Here is a 20,602-nt window from a genome sequence, read left to right as displayed (position 1 = left end):
GCTCGCGAGCGCGCGGGCCGTGTGGGCGCGGTGGAGCGCGGGGTTGTGGGCTCGGGGATGGGGCGTGGGCTGGGGTGCGGGCGCGAGGCGGAGCGAAAGGCGGATCCTCGCGACGCCGCATACCGAAGGCGTAGCGGTGGGCTGGCGAGTCGTGCAAAGAAATGTGCATGTATATTACATGTTTGCGGGCGTGTCAGTGGCCTTCGAAGAGGGGGAGCTTCAGGTCCTTGATGAGGAGCTCTTCCCAGCGGGGGAGGAATTCGGCGTTGGCTTTCTCCATCGCCTTGTACTGCTTCAAGGTCGGCGTGCCGCCGGGCCACTGGGGCCACAGGAGGACGTCGTGGCAGGTGAAGCAGACGTCGATGCTGGCGACGGGATCGTCGCCGTCGAAGAGGACGACCGAGTGACGCGGGGCGGGGCACTTCGAGACGAGCATCTCGCCGCGCTCGGCGATGACGAGGTCGACGGCCTTCTTCGCCTTCTCGCCGTCGAGCGGAGACCGGTACTTCACCGACGGGCTCCAGCCTTCCTCGTCGTACGCGTGCATCCGCGTCTCCGGGCCGTACGACGCCCAGTTCGAGACCACCACCTCGGCGCGCGTCCACTTGTGGAACGGCCACGCGCCGCCCGATCGCTTCACCTTCACCGGCTTGCCCGGCTCCGGCATCGGGAGCGACGGCGGGAGCGCCGCGAACGGATCGGCCGGCTTCGCGGCCTCCTCCGGTGCGACCGGCGGCGGTTCGGCGGCCTTTGGTTGAGGACTCGAGACCTCGGCGGTCGTCGTGGGGGGCGGCGGCGGAGGGACGGACGGGGCGGAGCCGCCGCAGGCGAGGACGAAGACGAAGGGAGTGAGGAGGAGCGATTTCATCGTGGTGCGCAGGGTCGGCCGGGCGCCGGGGAAGTTGCGTGGAACAGCTCAGCCGTAATCTTTTTCTTTGCTGTGCTTGCCTGTCGCGGGGCACTGGTCTAGACAGCGTTCCCCCTAGCTCTCATCGCAAGGATCGGGCCTAGGACTCAGCCGGGGTGGGGCTGAACCTTCCGCGTCCTCGCCAGAACGCCTCAAAAACCTCGTTTGGAACGCACTTTTTGACTTTTAGTTGACGCCGCGGGCCGGTGGAGGGACAGGTGCCCCCATTCGGCCCATAGGGCATTTCTCGTACCAAAGTTCTCAGCCGTTCTCGTAGTCCCACTCTTCTTAGCTTCGCGCCGCACGAATCCCGGCCTCCTCTCGGCCGGATGAGGCTCTCGCTTCGAGAGGTTCGCGCCCTCCCGACCGACCGCCGCCACAAGGAGCAACGATGGCGACCGCTATCCAGTCCAACTTTCGCATCCGCAAGAACCTCGGACGGATCTCTCGTGTGATCGAGGTCCCGAACCTCATCGACATCCAGAAGTCGTCGTACGACAAGTTCCTGCAGTCCAACGTCCCGCAGAACGAACGCGTCGAGACGGGGCTCCAGGCTGTCTTCCGCAGCGTCTTCCCGATCAAGGACTTCAACGGCACGAGCGAGCTCGTCTTCGTCTCGTACAACCTCGAGAAGCCGAAGTACGACGTCGACGAGTGCCGCCAGCGCGGCATGACGTTCGCTGCGCCGATCAAGGTCACGACGCAGCTCATGATCTACGACACCCGCGACGGCGGGGAGCGCATCGTCCGCGACATCAAGGAGCAGGAGGTCTACTTCGGCGAGATCCCGCTGATGACGGACACCGGCACGTTCATCATCAACGGCACCGAGCGCGTCGTCGTCTCGCAGCTCCACCGCTCGCCGGGCGTCTTCTTCGATCACGACAAGGGCAAGACGCACTCGAGCGGCAAGCTGCTCTACAGCGCGCGCGTCATCCCCTACCGCGGCTCGTGGCTCGACTTCGAGTTCGACCCGAAGGACATCATCTACGTCCGCATCGACCGCCGCCGGAAGATGCACGCGACGAACCTCCTCCGCGCCCTCGGCTACAGCACGCAGGACCTCCTCAACTACTTCTACAACACCGAGACGGTGTACCTGGAGAAGGGCGGCAAGTACGCGAAGTCGGTCGAGTACGACCTCCTCGCGGGCCAGCGCTCGACGCGCGACATCAAGGTCGGCAGCGAAGTCATCGTCAAGAAGAACACCAAGTTCACCAAGGCGGCGATGAAGAAGCTCCGCGAGGCGAAGGTCGATCGCCTCCCGGCCGACGTCGAGGACCTCGTCGGCAAGGTCGCGGCGCACGACGTCGTCGACAAGGAGACCGGCGAGGTCATCCTCGAGGTCAACGAGGAAGTCACGGCGGACAAGCTCGAGAAGCTCCGCGAGGCGGGCCTCGACTCGTTCAAGATCCTCTTCATCGACGGCCTCAACGTCGGCAGCTACCTCCGCGACACGCTCCTCGCGGAGAAGGTGAAGACGACCGAAGACGCGATCATGGAGATCTACCGCCGCCTCCGGCCGGGCGATCCCCCGACGCTCGACACGGCGAAGACGCTCTTCCACAACCTGTTCTTCAACCCCGAGCGCTACGACCTCTCGAAGGTCGGCCGCCTCAAGCTGAACTACAAGTTCTACAAGGACCTGCCGGAGGAGCAGCGCCCCGCGCTCGACACGCAGATCCTCACCGCGCAGGACATCCTCGAGACGGTCCGCCACCTCATCGAGCTGAAGAACGGCCGCGGCTCCGTCGACGACATCGACCACCTCGGCAACCGTCGCGTGCGCGCGGTCGGCGAGCTCATGGAGAACCAGTACCGCATCGGTCTGGTCCGCATGGAGCGCGCGATCAAGGAGCGCATGAGCATGTCGCAAGAGATCGACACGCTCATGCCGCACGACCTCATCAACGCGAAGCCGGTCTCCGCGGTGGTGAAGGAGTACTTCGGCTCCTCGCAGCTCTCGCAGTTCATGGACCAGACGAACCCGCTGAGCGAGGTCACGCACAAGCGTCGTCTCTCCGCGCTCGGGCCCGGCGGTCTCACGCGCGAGCGCGCGGGCTTCGAGGTCCGCGACGTCCACCCGACGCACTACGGCCGTATCTGCCCGATCGAGACGCCGGAAGGTCCGAACATCGGCCTCATCGCCTCGCTCAGCACCTACGCGCGCGTGAACGAGTACGGCTTCGTCGAGACGCCGTACCGCCGCGCCGGCGACGGCCGCGCGACCGACGAGGTGAACTGGTACTCCGCCCTCGAGGAGGAGGCGAAGTTCATCGCGCAGGCGTCCGCCGACACCGACGAGAAGGGCAAGTACAAGGAGTCGCTCGTCAGCGTGCGCCTCAACGGCGACTTCCAGATGGTCGCGCCCGACATGGTCCAGCTCATGGACGTCGCGCCGAACCAGATGGTGTCCGTCGCCGCGAACCTGATCCCGTTCCTCGAGCACGACGACGCGAACCGCGCGCTCATGGGCGCGAACATGCAGCGTCAGGCCGTTCCGCTCATCCGCTCCTGGGCGCCGCTCGTCGGTACCGGGATGGAGGGCAAGCTCGCGCGCGACTCCGGCGTCTGCATGCTCGCCAAGCGCGACGGCGTCGTCGAGAGCGTCGACGCCTCGCGCATCGTCGTCCGCCCCGAGAGCGACAAGGCCGAGATCCCCGACATCTACCAGCTCTACAAGTTCCAGCGCTCGAACCAGTCGACCTGCTTCAACCAGAAGCCGATCGTCCGCGCGGGCGAGCGCGTGAAGGCCGGCGACGTCCTCGCGGACGGCCCGTCGACCGACATGGGCGAGCTCGCGCTCGGCCAGAACGTGCTCGTCGCGTTCATGCCGTGGCAGGGCTACAACTTCGAGGACTCGATCCTCGTCAGCGAGCGCATCGCGAAGGACGACGTCTTCACCTCGATCCACATCGAGGAGTTCGAGTGCGTCGCGCGCGACACGAAGCTCGGCAAGGAAGAGGTCACCCGCGACATCCCGAACGTCGGCGAAGAGGCCCTCAAGGACCTCGACGAGAGCGGCATCGTCCGCATCGGCGCCGAGGTGAAGCCGGGCGACATCCTCGTCGGCAAGATCACGCCGAAGGGCGAGACGCAGCTCTCTCCCGAGGAGAAGCTCCTCCGCGCGATCTTCGGCGAGAAGGCCGGCGACGTGCGCGACAGCTCGCTCCGCGTCCCCCCGGGCGTCAGCGGCATCGTCATCAACGCTCGCATCTTCGCGCGCAAGGGCACGGAGAAGGACGAGCGCTCGGTCTCGATCGAGACCGCCGAGAAGGAGCGCCTCGAGCGCCAGCGCGACGAGGAGGTGAAGATCCTCCGCGACTCGTTCTTCCGCGGCCTCAAGAAGAAGCTCGTCGGTCAGACCACGACCGGCAAGCTCGTCGACGACAAGGGCAAGGTCCTCCTCCAGAAGGGCCAGGCGATGGACGAGGCGGCGCTCGACGAGATCCCGCGCAAGTACTGGGCGGAGCTCCCGGTCGAGGACGCCGAGGACATCGCGGCGAAGCTCGCGGAGCTCGAGGAGATCATCCGCGTCCGTGAGGAGCACTTCCGCGACAAGATCGATCGCCTCTCGAAGGGCGACGAGCTCCCGCCGGGCGTGATCAAGATGGTGAAGGTCTACATCGCCATCAAGCGCAAGCTCCAGGTCGGCGACAAGATGGCCGGCCGTCACGGCAACAAGGGCGTCGTCTCCCGCATCATGGCGGAAGAGGACATGCCCTACACGCAGGACGGTCGCCCGGTCGACATCGTCCTCAACCCGCTCGGCGTTCCGTCTCGTATGAACGTCGGTCAGATCCTCGAGACGCACCTCGGATGGGGCGGCCTCGCGCTCGGCTGGCAGCTCCAGTACATGCTGGACCACAAGTTCAGCGACGCGCAGATCAAGGAGCACATCCTCAAGATCTTCGACGGCGACAAGGACATCTCCAAGATGCTCTCGAAGCTGACGCAGGACGAGGCGCGTCAGGTCGCGCAGAAGCTGAAGAAGGGCGTCCACTTCGCGTCGCCGGTCTTCGACGGCGCGCCGGAGGAGGCGATCAAGTCGAGCCTCGCGCTCGCGGGGCTCCCGACGAGCGGCCAGGCGGTCCTCTTCGACGGCCGCACGGGCGAGGCGTTCGACCAGGAGGTGACGGTGGGCGTCATGTACGTCCTCAAGCTGCACCACCTCGTCGACGACAAGATCCACGCGCGCTCGATCGGCCCGTACTCGCTCGTCACCCAGCAGCCGCTCGGTGGCAAGGCGCAGTTCGGCGGCCAGCGTCTCGGCGAAATGGAGGTCTGGGCGATGGAGGCCTACGGCACCGCGTACGCGCTGCAGGAGTTCCTCACCGTCAAGAGCGACGACGTCATGGGCCGCACGCGCATGTACGAAGCCATCGTGAAGGGCGAGTACACGCTCGAGCCGGGCCTGCCGGAGTCGTTCAACGTCCTCATCAAGGAGCTCCAGGCGCTCTGCCTGAACGTCGAGCTCCTCGAGCCGGGTCAGATCCGGGCCGCCGACCAGGCCGCGGAAGAGTGAGTCGCAGGGAGCTCCGGCTCCCTCCTCCGTCCGCCGCCCTGAAACCAAGTTCGATTCGTATCTAGAGAGAGAGGCAATTCCCGATGCGCGACATCTTCAGCTTCTTCGAGAAGCCCAAGGATCCGCTTTCGTTCAGCGCGATCCGCATTTCGCTCGCGAGCCCCGAGAAGATCCGCGAGTGGTCGCACGGTGAGGTCAAGAAGCCCGAGACGATCAACTACCGCACGTTCAAGCCGGAGCGGGATGGCCTCTTCTGCGCCAAGATCTTCGGGCCGGTGAAGGACTACGAGTGCAACTGCGGCAAGTACAAGCGCATGAAGCACCGTGGCATCGTCTGCGAGAAGTGCGGTGTCGAGGTCATCCAGAGCAAGGTGCGCCGCGAGCGCCTCGGCCACATCAACCTGGCCACGCCCGTCGCGCACATCTGGTTCCTCAAGAGCCTGCCGAGCCGCATCGGCAACATGCTCGACATCTCGCTGAAGGACCTCGAGAAGGTCCTCTACTGCGAGGCGTACATCGTCATCGACCCGAAGGAGACCGCCCTCTCGCGCGGCGAGCTCCTCTCCGAGGAGCGCTACATGCAGCTCCAGGACGAGTACGGCGACGACAAGTTCCAGGCGGGCATGGGCGGCGAGGCCGTCCTCGAGATGCTCAAGAGCGTGGACATCCACCAGCTCTGCGAGACGCTCCGCCAGGAGATGCGCACCGCGACGAGCGAGGCGAAGCGCAAGAAGATCGTGAAGCGCCTCAAGGTCACGGAGGCGTTCCGCGAGTCCGGCAACCGTCCGGAGTGGATGATGCTCACCGTCATCCCGGTCCTCCCGCCGGATCTCCGCCCGCTCGTCCCGCTCGACGGCGGCCGCTTCGCGACGAGCGATCTCAACGACCTCTACCGCCGCGTCATCAACCGCAACAACCGCCTGAAGCGCCTGCTCGAGCTCAACGCGCCGGAGATCATCATCCGGAACGAGCGCCGCATGCTCCAGGAGGCGGTCGACGCCCTCTTCGACAACGGCCGCCGCGGCAAGACCATCACCGGTCCGAACAAGCGCCCCCTCAAGTCCCTCAGCGACATGCTGAAGGGCAAGCAGGGCCGCTTCCGCCAGAACCTCCTCGGCAAGCGCGTCGACTACTCCGGCCGCTCCGTCATCGTCGTCGGCCCCGCGCTCAAGCTGCACCAGTGCGGTCTCCCGACCAAGATGGCGCTCGAGCTCTTCAAGCCGTTCATCTACAACAAGCTCGAAGAGCGGGGTTACGTCAATACCATCAAATCCGCCAAAAAGATGGTGGAGAAGGAGCGCCCCGAGGTCTTCGACATCCTCGAAGAGGTGGTCTCCGAGCACCCGGTCCTCCTGAACCGCGCGCCGACGCTCCACCGCCTCGGCATCCAGGCGTTCGAGCCGGTCCTCATCGAGGGCAAGGCGATCCAGCTCCATCCGCTCGTCTGCGCGGCGTTCAACGCCGACTTCGACGGCGACCAGATGGCGGTCCACGTGCCGCTCTCGATCGAGGCGCAGATGGAAGCGCGCGTGCTCATGATGAGCACGAACAACATCCTCTCGCCGGCGAACGGCAAGCCGATCATCAACCCGACGCAGGACATCGTCCTCGGGCTCTACTACGCGACCCGCGAGAAGAAGTTCGCGAGGGGTTGCTACCGTCCGGGCTCGCTCCAGGTGAGCAAGAACGGCAAGGTCGAGGGCGGTTACCTCCGCGGCGTGTACTCGTCGCGCGAGGAGGTCCGCATGGCCTACGACAACGGTGAGGTCACGATCCACACCGGCATCCGCGTCCGCGTGATCGACCCCGAGACGCAGAAGCGCATCACGGTCGACACCACCGTCGGTCGCTGCCTCATCTCGGAGATCGTCCCCGAGGGTCTGCCCTTCAAGCTGGTGAACAAGGCCCTCGACAAGAAGGCGCTCTCCACGCTCATCGACGCTTGCTACCGCAAGCACCGCAACAAGGAGACGGTCCTCCTCGCGGACCGCCTGCGCTCGCTCGGCTACGAGCACGCGACGAAGGCGGGCGTCTCGATCTGCATGGACCACATGGTCATCCCCGACGCGAAGGCGGTCCTTCTCGGCGAGGCGCAGGGCGAGGTCCAGCAGGTCATCGACCAGTACCAGGAAGGCCTCATCACCGACGGTGAGCGCTACAACAAGATCGTCGACATCTGGGCCGGCGTCGCCGACAAGGTGACGGGCGAGATGATGACGGTCATCGGCAAGGAGACGGTCACCGACTCCGAGACCGGCAAGGAGTCCGTCGAGCCCTCCTTCAACAGCATCTTCATCATGGCGGACTCGGGCGCCCGCGGCTCGACGCAGCAGATCCGCCAGCTCGCCGCGATGCGCGGCCTCATGGCCAAGCCCTCCGGCGAGATCATCGAGAACCCGATCAAGGCGAACTTCCGCGAGGGCCTCTCCGTCCTCGAGTACTTCATCTCGACCCACGGCGCTCGTAAGGGCCTCGCGGACACGGCGCTCAAGACGGCCAACTCCGGCTACCTGACGCGTCGCCTCGTCGACGTCGCGCAGGACGCGGTCATCTCCGAGTTCGACTGCGGCACCCTCGACGGCATCCGCGTCGCGAAGCTCGAGGACGCGGGCGAGGTCATCCAGCCCCTCGGCGACCGCATCCTCGGCCGCGTCGCCCTGGAAGACGTCGTCGACCCGCTCACGGGCGAGGTCATCGTCCCGTACAACACGGAGCTCGACGAGGACCTCGTCTTCAAGATCGAGGAGGCGGGCATCGAGGAGATCGTGATCCGCTCGGTGCTCACCTGCCAGACCCGCCGCGGCGTCTGCGCGAAGTGCTATGGCCGCGACCTCGCGCGCGGCTACAAGGTCAACATCGGCGAGGCGATCGGCATCATCGCTTCTCAGTCCATCGGCGAGCCGGGCACCCAGCTCACGATGCGCACCTTCCACATCGGCGGCGCGGCGGCGCGCGGCAAGATCGAGCAGTCCTCGATCGAGGCGCGCACCGAGGGCTTCGTCCGCATCCGCGGCGCGAACCTGGCCCGCCGTCGCGACGGAACGGTCACGGTCATGAACCGCCACGGCGAGCTCGTGATCGTGGACGACACGGGCCGCGAGCGCGAGCACCACCGGATGGTGTACGGCGCGGTCCTCAAGTGCACCGAGGGTGACAAGGTGAAGCCGGGCCAGCTCCTCGCGGAGTGGGACGCCTTCGCGAACGTCATCCTCACGGAGGTCGGCGGCGTCGCGAAGTTCGGCGACATCGTCGAGGGCGTGACGATGATCGAGAAGCTCGACGAGGTCACGGGCCTCTCGCGCAAGGTGGTCATCGAGTCCCGCGCGGCGGACCTCCGCCCGCGCGTCAGCCTCAAGCACCCGGAGACGGGCGACACGCTCAAGCTCCCCAACTCCACCCTCGAAGCCCGCTATCTCCTCCCGGTCGGCGCGAACATCGTCGTCCAGGACGGCGACATCCTCGAGCCGGGCGACGTCATCTCGAAGATCCCGCGCGAGTCGACGAAGACGCAGGACATCACGGGCGGCCTCCCGCGCGTGGCGGAGCTCTTCGAGGCCAGGAAGCCCAAGGACCACGCGATCATCGCGGAAATCGACGGCGAGGTCTCCTTCGGCAAGGACACGAAGGGCAAGCGCAAGGTCCTCATCACGCCCTTCAGCCACGACGGCCAGCCCCTCAACGATCAGTCCCGCGAGTACCTGATCCCGAAGGGCAAGCACATCCACGTCCAACCGGGCGACCGGGTGCGCGCAGGCGAGCCGCTGCAGGACGGCCCGGCAAACCCGCACGACATCCTGCGCGTGAAGGGCGAGAAGGAGCTTGCGGCGTATCTCGTGAACGAGATCCAGCAGGTCTACCGCCTGCAGGGCGTCGCCATCAACGACAAGCACATCGAGGTGATCGTCCGCCAGATGCTGCGCCGCGTGCGCATCAAGGACGTGGGCGACACGAACTTCCTGGTGGACGAGAACGTCGAGAAGCACATCTTCGAGCGTGAGAACTCACGGGTCATCGAGCGCGGCGGCAAGCCGGGCATCGCAGAGCCGCTGCTTCTCGGCATCACGAAGGCGAGCCTCTCGACGGAGAGCTTCATCTCGGCGTCGTCGTTCCAGGAGACCACCAAGGTGCTCACGGAAGCGGCGATCAACGGGAAGACGGACACGCTGCGCGGTCTCAAGGAGAACGTGATCATGGGCCGTCTGATCCCGGCCGGCACGGGCCTCGCGGCGTACAAGGTCCTCAACGTCGTTGTCGACGGCGAGGCGGTGGAGCAGGACCAGTCGCGCTACCAGCCGCAGCCGATCCCGCAGCCGACGCCGAGCCAGCTCGCGGCGGTGAACGAGGAGTGATCCTCTAGCTCCCGCAAGGTGAGCTTCGCGAACGCCGCGATCCCGAGAGGGACTCGCGGCGTTCGTCGTTAACGCAAGGCGCGAGCGAGGATGCGGCGGACGGCTTCCTCGAGGTTGGCGAAGAGGAGCTCCTCCGGGATGTGGACGACTTCCCAGCCGAGGGCGGCGAGCTCGCGGTCCCGCTGGGCGTTGTGGGGCTCGCGCCCGTGGTGAGCGCCGCCGTCGACCTCGACGGCGAGGCGGACCTTGGTGCAAGCGAAGTCGACGATGTGGTTCCTGTTAACGATCTCCAGGATCCGGAGGATTCGCAGCCAGCTCGGCGAGGTCGCGAAGACCAGCTCGGATTCGAGTCTTGCTGATCCCGGTCGCTTCAACGACTGTCGCAATGCCGCCGTAGCCCAGCACCTCTGCCTCCGCCGCGGCCCGGAGACGCGTCACGCGTTCATCCATGACGCCGCGCAAACGCTCATACTTCGCCCGGACCTGCTCCACGTTGAACATCGTGCCTGCGCAACGCTCTCGACGGCCGAACTATTTCCATGGTGGAGCTGCTAAATTCGACCGGACTAAGGCCGAACCGGGTCACATCAGGCCGAGGGCGCCACCTCGCCGCAGCGAGCACACCTCGCGGATACGGTCGGCAGAGCAGCAGTAAGCGTCGGGACGGGGCCGAGCGGTGAGAGCGTAAGAATGTCAGTAACGTAAGCGTCTCCCGGTTCGGTGAGGATACGGGCGAGGAAACAGAAGAGGTGGTAGCGAAGATGCGCAAAGAGCGTTTCCACGATTCGCGTGTCTGAGTTTGGTCTCATGAACCCCGCTTGCCCGTGGTCGACCACGAAGATGCGGTAGTTGCCTCCGAGCGTCGGCTCTCGCGCGGCGCTTTGCATCGCGGGTGGTAGCGAGAGACCAAGATTGTCGAAATACGCACTAGGTGTGACGTCGATGTAGCGATAGTTGAAATGGTTGAGGCCGTTGCGGAGTGTTCGGGCCAGATTCCGTGTGCATTCCGCCGTGAGACCCTTGCATTCAATCACGTCGGTGTCGGAGCCATTGTTGACCCAAAATCGTGCATGAGCTGCATATCCGTCGGCGTTCGGGTTGATAATCTTGCGCAGTTCTATAAAGGCATCAGGTTTCGCGGCGAGGTAGCTGCGAAATATCGGCGGGAACTTGATCGCTTCCCATACGCAGGAGAATATCGACGCGAAGACCATCGAGTCAGACTCAATCGTGTCGCTTGGGTAGAGGAATACGCCCGTCTCCTGCGGTATCTGCCGCACCCAGTGTCGAGTGAGCGTGAGGTAATTTGTAAACAATACGCGTGCGTCACGCAGGTCCCTTTCAGCTTTTCGCTGTGCATCCGTCGGATTGTTCGCATTCATGACTCTCGCTATCCTTTGCTCTAGAGCTAGTACCAAGTCGGGTCCGCGGATGTTGGGCACACGCAGCCCTGACCGCTCTGACCGCGGTTCATGCGGCGTGCGTTCGGGCCAGAATACGCCCAGCATTGACAGAGTGTGGCCCCGATCGAGCCGCATACCGCTCGGCCGTTGCATGCTTCGTAGTCGGTGCAGTCCCGATCTCCAGCGGACTTACAAGCCGCCATTGCTAGATCCAGCTCGCTCGCCGTGGTCGCAAGCGAGCAGTCCCAGAACGGGAAGATCCCATTGTGGTGGACTTGTGGACACTTTCCTGCGCAACACTTATCTGCCGCGCACTCGCAACCGTCGACGTTGGACCCGTTTTCGAGAACGTTGCAGTCTTGGTATCCCTTGCACTCATAGCGACATTTTCCGGATTCGCACCGCCGCTGTGTCGCCCCCAAACCTGTCCCAGAAAGTGGCGCGCAACGAGTCCCGCATGTCCCGCAGTCGTCTGGGCTATTCGCGACGTCGACCTCGCATCCGTCTTGTGCATTGCGGTTGCAATCCTCATGCCCCGGATTGCATTTCAGGCCGCACGACTTTTCGCCCTCGCATGTCGGAGTCGCCTGAAAGAAAGCTGGGCAGGGGGTACACGAAGTTCCACAGCTCTCCGGGGAATCGTTGGGAGCGCAGAGGTCCCCGCAACGGTGAAACCCTGCGGTGCAAGACCCATCGGGTTCGGGTGGGCGTGGCAGAGGGCGTTGCACGCTGCCGGCGTCGGTTTCAGAACTGTCGCCGGAACCGCCTTGAAACGCGCGATCATCAACGTGGTAGTTCGTGCATGACAACGCGATCGTCACCACGCTGCTAGCAAGCACTACGCAGATTCGCGAGTAGGCCCTGAACGTCACATCGCTCCCTTGAGTGCGACCTGTCCTGCGCCGAAGAGAAGTTCAATTCGGGCAGTCTGCCGCTGAGGGATGGGGTCAGGGTCCGCCGTGAGTAACAAGACCGAGCCGACTACAGCACCCACCAGTGCAACGCCGCCACCGGCGAACGCCATGATCCGACCGGCATGATACGCAGTAACGATGTCCTTCGACGATGAAGGGCATTTGTCGTCGTGACACTCGGCAGCGAGCTGCTCTTCCTTGCTCACGGCCAGCAGCAGACCGGTCAACAAACTTCCCAAGCCGACGGCGCCGATGCCGTAGGAGATCCAAGTGCCCGTTGGAACGCGCCGTCGTTCCGAGCGCTTGAGCCCGGCACCAGACGCTTGTGCTGTCGAATTGGATCCCAAGACGATCTGCATCGCGTGATTCTTGTCGCCCGCGCGCAAGAGAACACTTCTCGACTCCTCACGCCCGACTCCAGTGACGACGATCGTGTGCTCACCAGGGTCGAGTTCCAGCGGCAGCCCCGGAACTTGCATTCTGCCGTCGATCAGGACCGCCGCATCGGTGCCGACACCACGCTGATCGACAACGCGCACTGTGAGGCTCGGAACGTTTGCCTCGACTTCCCGCAACCAGGCTGAACACGCATCAACGATCGACGGCGCGCAGAGGTCGCTGGAGCATGTGCGAAGTGCGACCCGGCGTTCGAGGAGTCTGTTGGGCATGTCGCGTTTGAGAACCTGTGCGCGCACGTGCGCGGCCGAGCAGGCGTTCTCGTCACTTGCCTGCGCTGTACCGGGCGCGATCGGCGCGATCCCCAGGAGCGCGCCAATGAGCAATGTCGGCCAGCCAGGTCGCATCACGGGCACCCCGGCTTGTGCACTTGGATTCCGTCTTGGCTCGTGAAGGGTGGGTTGCAGTTGAGTCGCGGCGCGGGCGTTGTCGTTCCAGCTCGTGGCCTTGCCGCTGGCGCCACGGGCGGTTTGGCTGCTCGCACTGACGCAGAAACGGTCGGCCGCGGTTCATTGGGGACCGGCGCAATAGCTGGCGCGGCCGCGACAGGCGGGCTTCGAAGCGGCAGTTCAGGCGGCATTGCGATGGGCGAAGCGGTCGCTTCCGGAATCTGAGCGCTCCGTGTTGCCTGGGGGGCTGTCTCAGCGGCGCGTTTTTGGGTGGTCACGATAACGCCAGTCGCGACCACCCCGGCAATCGCGATCGCTGCGACGGCACCCATGAGGCCCATGAGGCGCCACTTCGGAGAGCCGCGCCTCCGCGTCGGAGCGTCCTCTGTAATCGGTTCGCTTGAAACCGGCTGCCCCGTCGTACCGCCCAGAAACGCGGCTCCGTTTCCCGGAGACGCCAGCGTCCCCGAGCGCACGGCGACGGCTTCACGCTTCGCGACGGCGAGCAACGTCTCGCTGAGGGTGCCCCGAACGACCGTGTCATCGTCCGTGGCCTCCGGTTCGGGCAAGCGCGTCTGAGCCTCGCAAAGCGCAGTCCGCATCGCGGCGGCGGACTCCCAGCGGTCCGTCTTGTTGAACGCAAGCGCGCGATCCACGATCGCGACGACATCCTCCGGTGCCTCGGGCAGCACCGACGCGAGAGACGCCGCGGGTTGAGTGGCCGCCAGGATCGCGATGTGCTGACCCGATTGCCCGTCGTGCACCGGACGTCCGCTGAGGAGCGTGTACATCGTTGCGCCCACCGCCCAAAGGTCGGTGAGCGGCCCCAACTCGTTTACAAGTCCGCCAGCCTGCTCTGGTGCCATGAAGGCGGGCGTTCCGAACACCGAGCCCGTCGACGTCGCGCTCGTCGCGCTCGTGGTCGCTGCATCGCGCACGCGCGCGATTCCGAAGTCGAGGACCTTCAGCTCGCCCGCCTCCGTGACGAACAGGTTGGCTGGCTTTAGATCGCGGTGAATGACACCTGCGTCATGCGCAACGGCGAGGACCGCGCAAAGGTCAGCCGCCAGGGTCAGCACCGCCTTCGTGGGTAGCCGCTTCCCATGCGCCTCCCAAAGCTCCTCCACGCTTTGGCCATCCAGCAGCTCCATGACGAGGAACGCAGCCCCGTCCTCGGCGACGTCATCGTCGAGCACCGCGACCACTCCGGGATGTTTCACCGCGTTTGCGGCTTGTGCCTCGCGGAGGAACCGCTTCCGCAGGTCTGCGCGGAGCGACAGCTCGGGATGCAGGAGCTTGAGCGCTACGCGACGGCCGTTCCGGTGTGAGGCGGCATAGACAGACGCCATACCCCCCACGCCGATGATTTCCTCGACCGTGTACTTCTCGCGAAGCACCGTGCCTACCCGCGCTTCCGCGCGGGCGCGAAGCTCGTCGTCCGAGTCAGCCATGATCCTCCCGTAGCGCGCAGATAAGAGCCTAATTCTATCACAGCGCCGCTCGCGGTCCGGTGACGAACAGCGAGATCACAGTCCAGGCGCTCGGCGATATGCACGTGCGTGTCGGTCACGGTTCACCGTGCATGTCCGACGTCGCGTTCGCGGCGATTGCACCCTCCCGATGGACGGCGAGAATTGGGAGACCGACCGTCGGCTTTCTCGCGCGGCGCCTCGTCACCGTCTCCCGCTGCATGATCGACGCGAGCGAGGTTGCGCGCCGAGCGAAGGCTCAAGCGCAGCTTGCGTGCCGCGCCGGGGCGGTGAGGGATGAGCGCGGCGCAGGCGCTCGCGCGTCCCGTAGCTCGGCGCGCATCCGCGCCGCGAAGCATGGGCGAAGGGAGCTCGCCTCTCGCAGTTCACGATGAGCCCGTCGACAACACTGCATGTCCCAACGAGATGTACATCGCTCCGGTCACACGAACGCACCGAACAACGAGCAAGCTCCTCCCCGTCCGCGCGCAGGGCCGAAGGCCCGAGCACGGGCAAGGGGGAGGCAGCGCAGCGAAGGCACGCGAGGTCGAACTCGATCGGTTCCAGGAACGCGTCCTCCCAGTCCGTCCACAGCACGCCGCGCGCGGTCGCGAGGACGTTCCGGATGTGCGCGTCGCCGTGCACCGCTTGGAACGACGCGCTCCGCCCCCGCGCGCCGGCCACGACGCGCTCCGCCGCTTCCCACGCGCGCTCCACGCGCGCTCCACCGCCGTCATCATGCCGCTCGTGCGCACGCGCTCGAGCACGTGTCGCGCCTCCTCGAAGCCGCCCCACTCCGGCAGCGCGCCGTCGTAGCGCGCGAGCGCGGCGTGCGCGCGCAAGAGCTCCTTGCCGGCGGCGGCCGGGGCGGGCCCTTCGCTCGCGACCGCTTCGCGATGCCAGAAGCTGACCACGAAGCCGTCGCGCTCGAACGGGCCGTCGATCGGCCGCGTGACGCCGATGCCCTCCGCGTCGAGGGAGCGCGAGACCTACCTCGCGCCGCAGCCACGCCATGCCGACGCGTCGGAGACGTAGATTGTAGAAGCCGTCTCGAAGGAGTCTGTGTCTGCACATCGTCTCGATGCGGACGGCAGCTTTACATGGCCCTCGCCGTCTGGCTTCTGTGCACCGGTTATGCACCACGCTCGTTTCGAAACCGTGCGCAGGCCGACCTACATTCACCGCGGATGGATGGTGATGTGTGCGCTCGCTGTGGCGGCGTTCGCGGCTGCGTGCGTCGCGCCGGCGACCGACGACGTAGACGAGGTCGAGGAAACGGATGCGAGCGAGACCGATGTGCAGGAGCTCTCCACCGGTTGCTCCGCGATCGCGCACGCCCCGTATGCCCTCGGGGGGACGCTCCTGACGCCGAGCGGTCCGACGCCGGGATATGTCGTCGTGCAGAACGAGAGGATCGCGGCGGTCGTCGCAGACCGCGCATCGATCCCCGCGGGGGTAACGAACGTCGTCGAGACCGGCGGCATCGTCTCGCCGGGCCTCGTCGATCTGCACAACCACGTCGCGTACAACTTCTTGCCGCTCTGGAACGCGGGCCGGCGCTTCAACAATCGTTATCAATGGGCCCGTCTCGCCGCCTACAGGGACGCGGTGAAGGAGCCCTACAACGCGGTCAAGGGCGCTCGGCGTCAGTGCGACGCCATCAAGTACGGCGAGCTTCGTGCGCTCGCAGGCGGCACAACGACGATTCAAGGATCCGTCGACCTCGCGTGCACACGCTCGTGGGCGCGCAACGTCGAGTTCGGAAACTTCTGCGCCGATCACGTCCGGCAGAACGTCCTCGCGATCAGCAGCATCTCGGCGTCCGAAGCGCGCACCCTGAACGCGCAGTTCGCGAGCGGCAAGACGAAGGCGTTCCTCGTGCACCTGGCGGAGGGCATCGACGCGAGCTCGTCGAACGAGCTCGAGCAGCTCAAAAACCTCGATCTCCTGAAGCCCCAGGTCGTCGGCATCCACTCGACGGGTCTCACCGAGGCGCAGCTCCACGAGATGGGCCAAGCGGGCATGAAGATCGTGTGGTCGCCGCTGTCGAACATGATCCTCTACGGGCAGACGACGAAGATCCCGATCGCCATCCGCGAGGGCATCAAGGTTGCGCTCGCGCCCGACTGGACGCCGTCCGGCTCCGCCAACCTGCTCGCCGAGCTCAAGATGGCAGACCGGGTCAACAAGACGCAGTTCAACTCGATCCTCACGGACCGCGATCTCTACGAGATGGCGACGAAGAACCCCGCCGAGATCGTCGGCCTCGACGACAAGCTCGGCTCGATCGCGGTCGGGAAGGCGGCCGATCTCATGGTCGTCCGCGGCGACGCCGCGAACCCCTACCGCGCCGTCATCGACGCGAAGCCCGCCGACGTTCTCCTCACCACCGTCGGCGGCCAAGTGTTCTACGGCGACGAGGCGCTCGTTTCGCAGACGGGGAGCACGCGCTTCTTCGAAGACGTCGACGCGTGCGGCGAGCACCGCGTCATCTCGTCGAAGGATCCGTCGAACATCCCCGAAGCGAACCGGACGCTCTCCGACATGACGACGACGATGCTGGCCTCCGGTGCCACGTCGATCGTGCCGCTCTTCGACTGCGATACCACGAAGTTCGACTTCGCCTTCGCCACGTCCCCGTAGCGGACGTCGCAATCCTCGCGCGAGCCGCAATGGTCTGGGCGCAGATCCGTCTGCGAAACTCGCAGTCGATGCGGTACCCTACCCCGCGATGAGTCTTGCCCTTCTCGGCGAGCTCGACGCCATCGCCGCATCGGTCTCGAGCGAGCTCTATCGTGGCAAGAGCGTGATCGTCGTTGGACCGACGGGCTCCGGGCGTCTGACGCTCGCGAGCAAGCTCCAGCGAGCTCTTGGGCCGCACGGCGTCCACGTGTCGCTCCCTCCGTTCCAGGGGCATGACGGTCCAGCACATGGACTCCTTCAGATCGCAGCGGCGTTGAACGAGGAAGCCATGGAGATCGCGCGCGACACCGCGCGGCCGATCGGCGAACGCGCCGCTGCGCTCGCGACGATCGCCGCCCGGGAGGCACGCGTCATCGTGGTCCGTCTGCCCGAGTCGTGGCGGCTCCTCGGTCTCGTGAGCGCCTCGCGTGCGCGTCGTGAGGCGAACGCTCGTGCGTTCTTCGCGGGGCTCACCGGCGGCGGCGCCTCTGTCGTCGTGATCGCGCACGAGGAGTCTGCCGAGCTCGCCGGTGACCTCGCGGAGCGGCTCGAGCTTCCGCCTCCGGCGATCGAGCCTGGAGCGTTGGCCGATGCCGCGCGTTGGGGGGCGTATGGCCCCGCATTCGAACGCGTTCGTGCGTGTGTGGGGGCCGAGAGGCTCTCGCCCATCCAGTTTCGCGGTCTCGTCGGTGCGGCTGCGCTCGGGCAGGACCCCGACGAGCTCGTAGCGACGCTCGCTGCGGGCATTCGCGATCTACGACCCGTGATCGACGCGATCGTCGAACGGCTCCTCGATCCGGGCAACCGGCCCATCGCCGATGCCTTCGTTCGCCTCGCGAGCGCGCGATTCCCCGTGGACCGTACGCTCGCGCTCGCCGTCGCCGCGCCTCCCGCAGGGCACACTCCGTTCTTCACGGAGTGCATCGCCTACGAGCACGATGGAGCGCTGCGCCTTCCGGATCAGGTGCGGGCGGAGATCAGCTTCGCGCTCCGGAAGCGCCGGCCGGGATGGAGGACGCACGACGCCCTCGCCGCGCATCACCGGTCTCGCGACGGTGCGGTGCAGCCTCCGCGTGATGCGAGCAAGATCATGCACTGGCTCGAGCGCGCGCATCACCTCGGGCACATGGCTCTGCACGGCGAAGCAGAGTGGGAGTCGCTGTCCCTTGCAGGCCCAGAGCAGATCCTCGACCGCGCGTGGTCCTTGAGCGCGGAGTACCGCCAGTTCGCGCGGGCGGCGGCCCTCTACGAGCGCGTCCTGAAGGCCGACCCAAAGGACGCTTACGCGTGGCACTACCTCGGGTTCAACCTCGAGCGTACCGGCGCGCCGCGCGTCGATGTCGAGCGGGCCTACCGCAACGCCATCGAGCGTGATTCCGCCAACCCATGGTGGAACGCGCGGCTCGTGACGTTCCTCATCAAAGACCTCCGCTATGACGCGGCCGATCGGGAGTGGGCGAAGAGCCTCGAGCGCGTGGACCCCAACGGTACGCGCGTCCGCCGCGATCCTCTCCTCGCCCGGCACTTCCACTGCTGGGTCGTCAACGAGTGGCTCGACGCGGGAGAGGTCGAACGGGCGGCGAGGGCCTACCGGATGATCCCACGGCAATGGCTGGGCGAGCACGTCGTCCTCGAGCGTCTGCGACAGCGCTTCGAAGACGCGCTCGAGGCGGTGGCGCTCGGCGAGTCCGTCTACCCGGCGGACTTCCCGATCGCCAAGCGCTGGCTGAGGCCCGTGCTGTTGGAGCGGACGTGGGGCGGGCAAGAGCTCGCCGACTGGATGCCGGGGCGCGTTCTCTCCGTCGACGCCGAGGGCGTGACGTTCGTCGGTGCGCTCGTCCAGAGCGAGCGCCGCGTGTTCAAGCGTACGGTCGCGGCGACCGAGTGGACCGAATGGTCCGGCTCGGCGGCGGAGCCGGATCAGTTCTTCGAGATGGGGTTCTACGGCGAAGAGCGCGCCATGGTGCGCGTGCGGCTCGTCAATGCTGCGCCCGACGTCGACGAGGACGACGAGGGCTATGAGGTCTTGTCGGGAGGCGCGCTACCGACCGACCCGACCCCGGCATGAGCCCGCTGCCGGACAGCGTGGAGGTCGGCTCGCTCGCGACGCTCGATCCGCGGTTCATGCATGTCTTCGTCGTCGGTCCCGGCGAAGGCGAGGCCATCGCGGTCGCTCTCGCGAACCGAGCCGGCTGGATCCTCGCGGACGGTTGCAAGAGCGGCGCGGCCGAGTCGGGGCTCGTCGAGGTGCTGCGCCGCTATCGCCATCCTGACGAGCCGATCCTCGCGTACGCGCTCACCCACCCGCATCTCGATCACGCGCGCGGGATCGTCGAGCTGTGCGAGACGTACGGCGACGCGATCAAGGTCGTTGCGCTTCCTCGATCGCGTAGCGCGGCTGTCCCGTCACACGTCACCAGTCGTAGAATCTCCGGGCAGAAGGTCGCTCGAGGGATCGCCGCGCTCGAGCGGCTCCCGGCAACACGGCTGGATCTCGAGGTCGGCGCGAGTCTGCCGCTTGGCCCCGGCGTCGTCGCACAGATCCTCTCGCCGCCGGTGAACCACACGATGGACGACCCCAACGACGCGAGCGCGGCCATCCTCATCCAGTACGGAAGTGCCGGCGTGCTTTTAGGAAGCGATCTACCGACTGACACTCCGAGCAACTCCGGCTGGCGAGGCATCCTTGCCAGCAGCCCAGCGGCGAGCGACGTCCTCGTGCTCAAGATCCCGCACCACGGCTCGCAGACGTCGCATCATGACGACCTGTTTCGACCGCACGACGGAGAGCGCGCGTGGGTCACGACGCCGTTCAACAACCACCATCTACCGGACTTGATCGAGATGACCGGCCTGACGTGGATCCTCGCGCGAGGCCGTCCGGTGCACCTTACGTCGCCGCCGGTGTCGAAGCATGTTCAGGTGCCGGTGGCGCATCCGGGTCGAATGTCGCTGGCCGCGCTCCGCACGCGCGTCGAGGCGAAGCCCATCGGCATTCCTTTGCTCGATCTCGCGGTGGAGACCACACCGCGTGCGATTCAGGTGAAGGACAGTCTGTGGTGCTTCGCCGTGGACGACGCAGGGACGCTCGTGAGCCGATGGCGCGGCGCGGCCGCGCTCGAAGTCACACCATAGCGCCACCGCCAGAGGACTCGCGGCGCAATGCGTTTAACGCGCCCGCATGGCGCCGGCGAGGATGCGGCGGATCGCTTCCTCGAGGTTCTGGAAGAGGAGCTCCTCCGGGATGCGGACGACGCTCCAGCCGAGTGCCTCGAGCTCACGGTCCCGCTGGGCATCGTGGGCCACGCGCCCTTGGTGAGCGCCACCGTCCACCTCGACGGCGAGGCGGACCTTGGTGCAAGCGAAGTCGACGATGTGATTCGCGATGACGAGCTGGCGACGGAAGGCGAAGCCGGTTTTGGAGCCGGAGAGTATGCGCCAGAGGCACTCCTCCCCGCGCGTGGGCGCGAAGCGCATGGTGCGAGCGCGCTCTTCGAGGATGAGCGCC

At 66.1% G+C, this 20,602-nt stretch carries 12 protein-coding genes; 5 read left to right on the top strand and 7 right to left on the bottom strand.

Annotation, left to right across the window (positions count from 1 at the left end):
- Window positions 1-193: 193 nt before the first annotated feature.
- On the bottom strand, window positions 194-868 hold the full coding sequence (locus KF837_17435; protein ID MBX3229110.1) for a hypothetical protein: 675 nt from the start codon (window positions 866-868) through the stop codon (window positions 194-196).
- Window positions 869-1,298: 430 nt separating this feature from the next.
- Here KF837_17435 and rpoB point away from each other — a divergent pair, with 430 nt between their 5' ends.
- A complete protein-coding gene (gene rpoB, locus KF837_17430; GenBank protein ID MBX3229109.1) occupies window positions 1,299-5,432 on the top strand; it encodes a DNA-directed RNA polymerase subunit beta in 4,134 nt (1,377 codons plus the stop codon).
- Window positions 5,433-5,515: 83 nt separating this feature from the next.
- Window positions 5,516-9,781: a DNA-directed RNA polymerase subunit beta' gene (rpoC, locus tag KF837_17425; GenBank protein MBX3229108.1), complete on the top strand. Its 4,266-nt coding sequence runs from the start codon at window positions 5,516-5,518 to the stop codon at window positions 9,779-9,781.
- 68 nt (window positions 9,782-9,849) lie between these two features.
- On the opposite strand, the gene KF837_17420 is transcribed toward rpoC, so the two are convergent.
- The 5 genes from KF837_17420 to KF837_17400 form a co-directional block, all read right to left on the bottom strand.
- Window positions 9,850-10,155 (bottom strand): DUF559 domain-containing protein, encoded by a 306-nt coding sequence (locus KF837_17420; protein ID MBX3229107.1) that lies wholly within the window; start codon window positions 10,153-10,155, stop codon window positions 9,850-9,852.
- A 213-nt stretch (window positions 10,156-10,368) separates the two neighbouring features.
- Window positions 10,369-11,163, bottom strand: coding sequence for a hypothetical protein (locus KF837_17415; GenBank protein ID MBX3229106.1), 795 nt, complete (start codon window positions 11,161-11,163; stop codon window positions 10,369-10,371).
- Between the two features lie 889 nt (window positions 11,164-12,052).
- A complete protein-coding gene (locus tag KF837_17410; protein ID MBX3229105.1) occupies window positions 12,053-12,904 on the bottom strand; it encodes a hypothetical protein in 852 nt (283 codons plus the stop codon).
- Window positions 12,901-14,394, bottom strand: a complete 1,494-nt coding sequence (locus KF837_17405) for a serine/threonine protein kinase (protein ID MBX3229104.1) — start codon at window positions 14,392-14,394, stop codon at window positions 12,901-12,903. The genes KF837_17410 and KF837_17405 overlap by 4 nt, the downstream gene beginning before the upstream one ends.
- Window positions 14,395-14,616: 222 nt before the next feature.
- The gene (locus tag KF837_17400; GenBank protein ID MBX3229103.1) at window positions 14,617-15,747 is read right to left on the bottom strand and encodes a phosphotransferase; all 1,131 of its coding nucleotides are present in this window, start codon (window positions 15,745-15,747) and stop codon (window positions 14,617-14,619) included.
- Between KF837_17400 and KF837_17395 the strand changes: the two genes are divergently transcribed.
- From KF837_17395 to KF837_17385, 3 genes are read left to right on the top strand one after another with little or no spacing between them, the layout of a single operon-like run.
- The gene (locus KF837_17395) at window positions 15,709-17,055 is read left to right on the top strand and encodes an amidohydrolase family protein (GenBank protein MBX3229102.1); all 1,347 of its coding nucleotides are present in this window, start codon (window positions 15,709-15,711) and stop codon (window positions 17,053-17,055) included. The two genes, KF837_17400 and KF837_17395, sit on opposite strands and share 39 nt — an antisense overlap.
- On the top strand, window positions 16,982-19,162 hold the full coding sequence (locus KF837_17390; GenBank protein MBX3229101.1) for a hypothetical protein: 2,181 nt from the start codon (window positions 16,982-16,984) through the stop codon (window positions 19,160-19,162). The genes KF837_17395 and KF837_17390 overlap by 74 nt, the downstream gene beginning before the upstream one ends.
- Window positions 19,159-20,229 (top strand): hypothetical protein, encoded by a 1,071-nt coding sequence (locus KF837_17385; GenBank protein ID MBX3229100.1) that lies wholly within the window; start codon window positions 19,159-19,161, stop codon window positions 20,227-20,229. The genes KF837_17390 and KF837_17385 overlap by 4 nt, the downstream gene beginning before the upstream one ends.
- A gap of 33 nt (window positions 20,230-20,262) precedes the next feature.
- On the opposite strand, the gene KF837_17380 is transcribed toward KF837_17385, so the two are convergent.
- Window positions 20,263-20,571, bottom strand: a complete 309-nt coding sequence (locus KF837_17380; protein MBX3229099.1) for a DUF559 domain-containing protein — start codon at window positions 20,569-20,571, stop codon at window positions 20,263-20,265.
- Window positions 20,572-20,602 lie beyond the last annotated feature (31 nt).

Origin of the sequence: Labilithrix sp., assembly GCA_019637155.1 — a bacterium.
GTDB lineage: Bacteria > Myxococcota_A > Polyangia > Polyangiales > Polyangiaceae > Labilithrix.
The sequence above is the reverse complement of the archived record's forward strand: the minus strand, read 5'-3'. Positions and strand labels throughout refer to the sequence as shown.